At 51.0% G+C, this 7,379-nt stretch carries 8 protein-coding genes and 4 pseudogenes; 8 read left to right on the forward strand and 4 right to left on the reverse strand.

All coding sequences use genetic code 11. The annotated features are described in order from the left end of the window. Positions 1 to 146, forward strand: a pseudogene (locus EAH78_RS31920) (IS5/IS1182 family transposase); the annotation flags it as partial. Positions 147 to 332: 186 nt separating this feature from the next. Here EAH78_RS31920 and EAH78_RS33530 read toward each other — a convergent pair. Then, positions 333 to 590: an NlpC/P60 family protein gene (locus EAH78_RS33530; RefSeq protein WP_140672316.1), complete on the reverse strand. Its 258-nt coding sequence runs from the start codon at positions 588 to 590 to the stop codon at positions 333 to 335. Between the two features lie 344 nt (positions 591 to 934). Here EAH78_RS33530 and aqpZ point away from each other — a divergent pair, with 344 nt between their 5' ends. The 3 genes and pseudogenes from aqpZ (at position 935) to EAH78_RS31940 (ending at position 2,410) form a co-directional block, all read left to right on the forward strand. Then, positions 935 to 1,645 (forward strand): aquaporin Z, encoded by a 711-nt coding sequence (gene aqpZ / locus EAH78_RS31930; RefSeq protein WP_140672319.1) that lies wholly within the window; start codon positions 935 to 937, stop codon positions 1,643 to 1,645. Between the two features lie 234 nt (positions 1,646 to 1,879). Then, positions 1,880 to 2,104, forward strand: a pseudogene (locus tag EAH78_RS33535) (response regulator); the annotation flags it as partial. Positions 2,105 to 2,209: 105 nt separating this feature from the next. Further along, positions 2,210 to 2,410 (forward strand): response regulator transcription factor, encoded by a 201-nt coding sequence (locus EAH78_RS31940; RefSeq protein WP_161599724.1) that lies wholly within the window; start codon positions 2,210 to 2,212, stop codon positions 2,408 to 2,410. 313 nt (positions 2,411 to 2,723) lie between these two features. Here the strand turns inward: EAH78_RS31940 and EAH78_RS33540 are convergent. Further along, positions 2,724 to 4,092 (reverse strand): annotated as a pseudogene (locus EAH78_RS33540) (transposase). A gap of 130 nt (positions 4,093 to 4,222) precedes the next feature. Between EAH78_RS33540 and EAH78_RS33545 the strand changes: the two are divergent. Further along, entirely contained in the window at positions 4,223 to 4,459 is a 237-nt protein-coding gene (locus EAH78_RS33545) for a cell wall hydrolase (RefSeq protein WP_140672323.1), read from the forward strand. A gap of 30 nt (positions 4,460 to 4,489) precedes the next feature. Here EAH78_RS33545 and EAH78_RS31955 read toward each other — a convergent pair whose 3' ends face one another. Then, on the reverse strand, positions 4,490 to 5,179 hold the full coding sequence (locus EAH78_RS31955) for a response regulator transcription factor (protein WP_140672325.1): 690 nt from the start codon (positions 5,177 to 5,179) through the stop codon (positions 4,490 to 4,492). Positions 5,180 to 5,811: 632 nt separating this feature from the next. Between EAH78_RS31955 and EAH78_RS33100 the strand changes: the two genes are divergently transcribed. Beyond that, positions 5,812 to 5,940, forward strand: a complete 129-nt coding sequence (locus tag EAH78_RS33100; RefSeq protein ID WP_275671772.1) for a hypothetical protein — start codon at positions 5,812 to 5,814, stop codon at positions 5,938 to 5,940. Between the two features lie 110 nt (positions 5,941 to 6,050). On the opposite strand, the gene EAH78_RS32250 is transcribed toward EAH78_RS33100, so the two are convergent. After that, the gene (locus tag EAH78_RS32250) at positions 6,051 to 6,191 is read right to left on the reverse strand and encodes a hypothetical protein (protein WP_161599725.1); all 141 of its coding nucleotides are present in this window, start codon (positions 6,189 to 6,191) and stop codon (positions 6,051 to 6,053) included. Between the two features lie 457 nt (positions 6,192 to 6,648). Between EAH78_RS32250 and EAH78_RS33550 the strand changes: the two are divergent. Together EAH78_RS33550 and EAH78_RS31965 are read left to right on the forward strand one after the other, a co-directional pair. Further along, positions 6,649 to 6,954: pseudogene (locus tag EAH78_RS33550) on the forward strand (catalase). Between the two features lie 196 nt (positions 6,955 to 7,150). After that, positions 7,151 to 7,379 (forward strand): transposase (locus EAH78_RS31965; protein ID WP_140672150.1); only part of this gene is annotated, 229 nt, incomplete at its 3' end.

Here is a 7,379-nt window from a genome sequence, read left to right on the forward strand (position 1 = left end):
TGATCAAGCGTCAGTTCAGTTATGTGAAAACTCGCTTCCGTGGCCTAGCCAAGAACACGGCGCAGTTGGTGACGCTGTTTGCATTGTCGAATCTATGGATGGCCCGCCGACATTTATTGAGCAATGCCGGAGAGGTGTGCCTGTAATGTGGGGAATAGCCGCCGCGAGGTGCTCGCAGCGGGTAAAAAGACAGGAATGAGTCAGTGATCTGAGCGTTTGGGATCGACTCGCCACTTTCAAAATCGGTGGTGGCCGAAGACAGCCAGAAACACATGGCTACTTCAGACCATCCCTAGGGGAGCGAATAATTCGATTATTGTCAACATAGACACCTACGTGCCTCGCAGGGCGGCGTCCGTTATGTTAAAAAATACCTCCTCTCTGTAATTTGTTTCAAGGAACAACCAATTCTTTATTGGCGTACATCGCTGCTGCTGTTCTGGGAAGCTGTATTCCCGCCTCGCTTTTAACAGACAAACCATAAACCCGCTGCATTCAAAACCAGTTTTCAGCGAATTACCACTCCACCTGTAAGGCGTGTCAATCAGCGCATGAGCACGGTCAACAATTTTAGCGACTATATAACTCATTACTGCCGAAACTTAGTCGCGACCATGTCAACAGTCCTTCGCTCACATTTGCACTTTTTAAAGGACGCCCCATCACATGCCCACCCTTTAGCCATAAGCTGAGGAGAAATGCTACCGACAACAGGCACGAGCAGACATGGGACTTATCCGACAACACGAAGTCACTCGTCGCCTAGCCCCTATCCATATCAAGTAAAAATCAGACAAGTCTCATAGAGCGAAACAATTTAAATTTGATAATCTCTCCCCGCCCATCGCCTCCCCAGGCTATTTAATGCATGGCAGCAAACTACTTGAGTGCCTACAGCTAATAGTTCAAGCCCCTCCTCCACAGGATATTGATCATGAAACAAAGACTCGCTGCAGAATTTTTAGGGATGTTCTGGTTAACATTTGGTGGCTGCGGTAGTGCAATTCTTGCTGCGGCATTCCCGGAGCTAGGGATCGGATTTGCCGGCGTAGCGCTGGCCTTCTGTCTGACAGTCCTGACAATGGCCTATGCGTTGGGTTACCTGCCTGGTGGACACTTCAACCCCGCATTCACTATCAGCTTATGGGCTGGCAAACGAATCTCTGCCAAGGACGTCATCCCATATATTGTCGCCCAAGTACTGGGGGCGATTGCTGCAGCGGCTACGCTGTACTTTATCGCGAGCGGCAAACCGAGCTTTGAGTTGGACGGGTTCGCAGCCAATGGTTTTGACGAACTCAGCCTTGGTAATTACAGCCTGTCTGCGGCCCTGGCCGTCGAGCTAATTAGCACACTTATCTTCGTGTTCATCATTCTGCGAGTCACCGCGCCCGGTGCCGCGGTGGGTTTTGCTCCGCTAGCCATTGGCTTGACGTTACCCCTCATTCATTTTATATCCATCCCCGTTTCCAATACATCCGTAACCCCAGCACGCAGCACCGGTCCTGCGCTATTTGCGGACGACGCTTACCTCAGTCAACTGTGGCTGTTTTGGCTCGCACCTATCGCGGGTGGGGTTCTCGGTGCGCTGGCAGCCAATGGTTTGGGCGCCAAACAGACAGATCAAACTACCCAGTCAACGTAAATCAAACTTATTAGTTGGGCGCAAGCTTCCTCCGCGCCCACGCCTGAGACGCGGCCTAAAAATAAAACCGCTATAGCCAAGTCTCGACAAAAAGACCACAATGAAGTAATTATACTTGTCACCACTTTGAATCCAACATAAACAATCATGGCATAATTATTGATGCCCCCCCCTGCAGTACGCATAGCTATACGCTTTTTTACTTGAGGATGGGGAAGTTACTACGTCGCGGCTGAAATCGATAATAGCCTAGACGCATTTACAAAGATTGAAAAACTGAATCCGGGCCTCATAATTCTTGACATAGGCCTCCCCAGTATCGATGGGTTGAGCATTATAAATCGAATGTCGACGCAAAACTCTCCGGTAAAAATTATCGTGTTAACCGCCCAAGAATCGGACCACCTTGCAATCCGCTGCATGGAAATGGGGGGCAATGTATCGTCAACAAAATATTGAACTTTAATAGTTAGTCGACGCTGCACGGGCGAAAAAGGCGACTATAGCTACTTCCCCAGTCACGCATTCACCCCTCGCGAGGGTGTTTAAAATGGTGATAGTGCTTTGTTAAAATTTTCCAACCGCGAATTACGGGTTTTGCAACAACTCGTGCAAGGCATGAGCAACAAACAAATTGCTGAACGGATGCTGCTCAGTAGCAAAAACATCAGTGCCTACAAAACACGCCCACTGATCAAGCTCAATGCCAGCAGTCACCTCGATTTGTACGAGCTAGCCAAACGCAACGGCCTGACTCAAATATGACAGCACGGATTAATCAGCAACGGTAAAACTGACTATAAAAAAGCTAAGTCTTTTAGTAAAACTGCTTCGGGACAAGCAAGAAACTAAGTCAGTAACCCCAACGCTTTTAACCGACGATCTCAATTAATTTCCCATGTTGAGGAAGCTGTTGAATGCTCGTAAAACAACTCCTGGTAGTGCATTTTTAAGTCTGGGATTGTATATTTATCATGAGGCTGCGGCGAACCCATTCAAGGCGGATCGCAGTGGCCATAGTAACGATGAATCTCGCTGTGTGGAAAATCGAAAACGTGTGCTCAGAGGTGAACGGCACTTACTTACCCTTATTCGGACATCCATTTGCCCTGACTTCCGTCCTTGCTGATCGACGTATTTTCATCAGCGCGGGGTAAGGCTTAGAACTTTTTTTTCGCTGGGGCTCAATTCTGCCAAGGCAATTTCCAACAGGTTTCTGGGCAATCAGTTGTAGCGTCAATACCCCATCCTCCCGCTCTCCAGCCCCGTATGCCTTAGTGCAAGGTATAGTAGAAGGCTATGCTTGAAGCTTAACTCTCGAGGCAAACAGTCTGCCAATTGAGCTTATTGCGCCATGTTCATCCGTATCAGTTATGCGCCAGCAGATAGATCCATAGCTCTTTGACGGCCATGTCCAGTGTTTTGCAGCTTAGTATTTCGAACCCCTGCGTGGTCTTGAGATCACGCAGCTCCTGTTCAACATGCTATCGATCCTTGAACAGCGATTTGACTGCCGATTTCGGTATTTCCTATGAGCAGCGCAGGGTAATTATCCGGATTTTTCCACCGGTTTTCAGTTCGCGCACCCTCAGCGTTTCAGGCACCTCGTCGCAATAGGCCTGTCTCATCCAAGAAGGCATTCCTGGGCTTTTGCAACGCCACCAAATGGTCTTTCGGCCCCAACGACTTACCCAGTTGAATGTCGGTGCTACGCCGCCGAACGCCGTATTGTTCGAGCACGCAACCCACGCCTCGGCGTGCAGTGCACACAACCAGAATACGTCGCGCAGTAGGCATCACCCACTACAATGTCACCTCACTTCAAGGTGTCGAGCATGGTTTTGAGCAGCGTCTGCGAATCGCCTCCCTTGCCTCAAAACACCCTAGCTTACTGCAAAGCCAGGGCGCAGCTGCCAGTAGCGATGGTTTCGACATTATTGCGCTACACCGGGTCTTCAATGAGCAACCAGTTCCGCCATCATGGCGCTGGTGGGGCGACCGGTGCGCCCTGTGGACGGCACCACCATCACCATGCCGGATACCCCGGTCAACCAGGACACCTATCCGCAATCTCGCGGACAAAAAGTCGGCCTGGGTTTCCCTTCTGGCGTCTAGTGGGGATCGTTTGCCTAGCCAGCGAAGCCATTTTAGATGCTAAGCGCCGGCCTGAATGCTGCGGAGGGCTTCAAACCCTCGCATGAACGTTTAATCGACAAATCATTCACGGCACTCTGGCAAGAGCGATCGGCATTCATCGTCTGGGCCAGAAACATAGACGCGGTTCGGCCGGAGGGAACTACCGCTGACGATGCTTTGGGATTGTTGACTCAATACGCTGCAGAAGTTCTGGATCGCTCAAAAGCTTGAAGAAAGCGTGAGCATTGCTGTTAGCGGCGTGCTGACGAATGCGTTTTTTGATGCCTGACGATTTGATGTCTACGACTCATTCGGACTGGTCCTTGCTCTAGGGTATGTGTTCGCAACTATCACCGCAGATCAAGATCGGTTTTTTTTAATGTTTCAGCCACATCAGCGATGTTAGCGATGTTAGCGATTAAGTAAGAGCCATGCTTAGAGGTGTTTAAGCACAAACAGTTTTTCTGGACACTGAACAGATGTAGTTTTGCGCCCCTCGAACCTGTGGCGTGGAAAAAAACCGGTCAAATAGCGACTGCCGTCATACAAGGCGTCTACCACGATTTTACACAAGGCGCTACGCACTTACATACCACGGAAGTCAGGCCGATCTGGAGCAAAAGCTTCGAAAGAATGGGGCGATTTAGCAACCATATATTTTATACGAGCGCCAAATAGTCTTTGTCCACCCCGGCCACACCTGAAAACTCAAATATCCTTGAGTTGCAGGTGCAACTTGAACAGCTCAGTGTCAGTACGCACATTCAGCTTGCGCAAAGCTGCCTGTTTCTGGCCACTGATGGTTTTACGACTGCGCAAGAATTTAATCGCGATCTGTGACACCGACATCCCCTCCAGGCAACAACGCAAGACCTCACGTTCCTTTGGTGATAACGGCGGGTAATCAATCAGTACATCTGCGCCTTCTGCGTGCGCATCTTTAGCCGTGATGAGTGCCTGGGGAATCGAATCCAGCATCGCTGCCATTTCAGGTGACAGGTACAGTCTATTAAGCGCTACGGTACGAATGGCTCGGACTAAATCTTCAGTTTTTTGGGATTTGCCGAAGAAGCCCCTAGCGCCTGCCCGAATGGCCATATTGACCGTTGCTGGACGTTCGACCGAAGAGAAAATCAGGATTCGCAAATCCGGGTAATGACTGCGCAATAGCTGAATCAACCTCAAGCCATCCAAATTGTCTTTGCTTAACTGGTAATCGAGCACAAGCAGATCAGGTACTTCAACACGTAAAGCCTCCAGCAGCTCAGGGCTACCAGCGTGGATGCCAATTATCTTGAAATCTGACTCAGTGGACAGTCGGACTTCCAAAGCCTCGCGGATCAACGCGTGGTCATCCAGCAACATTATCCGTAGCGGTGTAACAACCGACCATTTCATGCTCACGACTCCATAACGCGATAACTCGGACTACTCACGGGACGTTTCCTACGCCTCTAGCCACGCACAAGCACTTTAGCACGCACATGAACATCTAAGATTTTTAACCTGCCAATAGCCCTGCGCTATAGCGCGCTTTACGCCTGACACTGAGTGTGTGTGTGTGTTCTCGGGCACAACACTGGCTGCGTCAATCCCATGCGTTTGGGTCAAGTCACGTTCACACAGCCCGACGGGATTATCAGAATTGTCCTAACGGCTTGGAATACGCCACGCATCGGCGACAATTCTCAGCAATGGGTTTCCCTCCTAAACATACAAAAAAGCTCGTAACCATCCGAACCAAAGCCCAGGAATCAACTGATGGCTAGTAAAGACGCGCCTACTGATCCAGGGAAGCCGTGCAGGCGATGCCTGCCCCACAAACACACATCAAGGACACGTTGCTCGACAGCGTGTCGCGGATTTGCGATCACTATAATTGGGGGCGCTCGCCTCAAGCGCTCACTGCCAGCCTGCCCAAAGTGGGTCTACTGACACCTTCGTTACAATTTGCGCCCTCACCAACGCGGGCCTTACAGCCGGCATGCCCGAATCGTGATGCTTGTTGTCGTCATCCTCTACGCGGAAAATTGCCTAACCTGTCCCAACAAGCCCAGGGCACTCAGGCCGAGCAAGACTGGACTGAACCAACTAATGCCGTTGCCAGCCACCAGGCCATCGCCAAACCCTACCAGTTCTTCGACACCCAATACTTGTAGCTGAGAAAGACCGTCGTGCAGGAAGGATACGCCGTGATCCTGCTCGCTATCAGAGGAAATATATTCGTAGCAAGAACCGCATTCGGCCACCCGACCGATTGTCCCTAGCTCTAGAAGAAGACTTCGAGGATCAGCTGCGGCTGATCCGGGCTGATGCCTTCAGTGGCAATGTGCAGGTCATTGCCCACACTCTTAATGATGACTTTTGGCAACCGGCTTGTCGGCGCCTTCAGCAAGGATGTATTTGCCATTCTGAACCGCTTTGATACAAACCGGGCTACCTGTAGTGAAGTACGAAGCTCCAACGACTCGGTAATGGTTTTGCGGGTTAACCGCCACCGCAAGGAAGCACCTGCGTCCGAGGACTGTAATTGAGTCATCACCCCGTTACAGTTGCGCGGCATGTTGATCCACGACCTTTACCGTCAGGCCCCAAGACCTGTCGACCAAGCCCGCCAATCCCGCCAATCAATGGTCAACCTCGCGGGCGGCCAACGCCTCGTGGGAAATGACTGCCCCTTTGGACAATATTCCGGGAAGATCGAATGACAGTCCTTCCCCGCCTCACCGCTTTAACCCGGCTGCGCGTGATATACATTTACGCCCTCAGTACACTGCCACTCTCGGCTCAAGCAGCAACCTGACCCGCACAATGGTGTTGTCGTGGGCGACAACCAGAACTCCCAGACTGCCGGAGCCATTGGTCCTGTGCTGCTACAAGACATACAGTTAATCCAGAAACTTCAGCGCTTTGATCGCAAACCTATTACAGAGCGCGTGGTGCATGCCTGTGGTACGGGTGCCTTGGCACGATTACGACGACCAGCAACTTGAGTGACTTGACCAGGGCAAAGGAATTCAGCACGGGTGAAATCTCCCTTGTTTGTGCGTTTTTCCTATGTGATACACAGCAACCACTCGCCTGAGACTTTGCTTGCCCCTCGTGGTTCTTTCCCCAAGTTTTACATGGCTGATGGCAACTGGGATTGGAATGCTTGCTTAATTTTACGCTGACATCGATGCGGTGATAGAAGTGAATTCAGATACCTTCAAACGACTTGATCACTCCAACGCTCGGGTCGATAAAAATCAGGTGTATCCCCTAAAGACATCGACAAGCGCCAACCCCAATATCACGCTCGCTAGGGAAACTCTGAAGAAGACTTCCAAATTTAGGCAAAATACCCAGATTCCACCCGACGAGTTTTCCATGAAGCAGATGACCTTCGCCGATGCCGAATACGCCGGCAAGCGTAAGCAGACCCGCAAAGAGATGTTCCTGATCGAGATGGATCAGGTGGTGCCGTGGAAGGGGCTGATTACTCTGATCGAACCGCATTACCCGAAGGGTGATGGCGGTCGTCCGGCCTATCCGCTGGTGGTGATGCTGCGTGTTCACCTGCTGCAAAGCTGGTTCGGCTACAGCGACCCTGCGATGG

It is taken from the genome of Pseudomonas arsenicoxydans (assembly GCF_006438915.1).
GTDB lineage: Bacteria > Pseudomonadota > Gammaproteobacteria > Pseudomonadales > Pseudomonadaceae > Aquipseudomonas > Aquipseudomonas arsenicoxydans_A.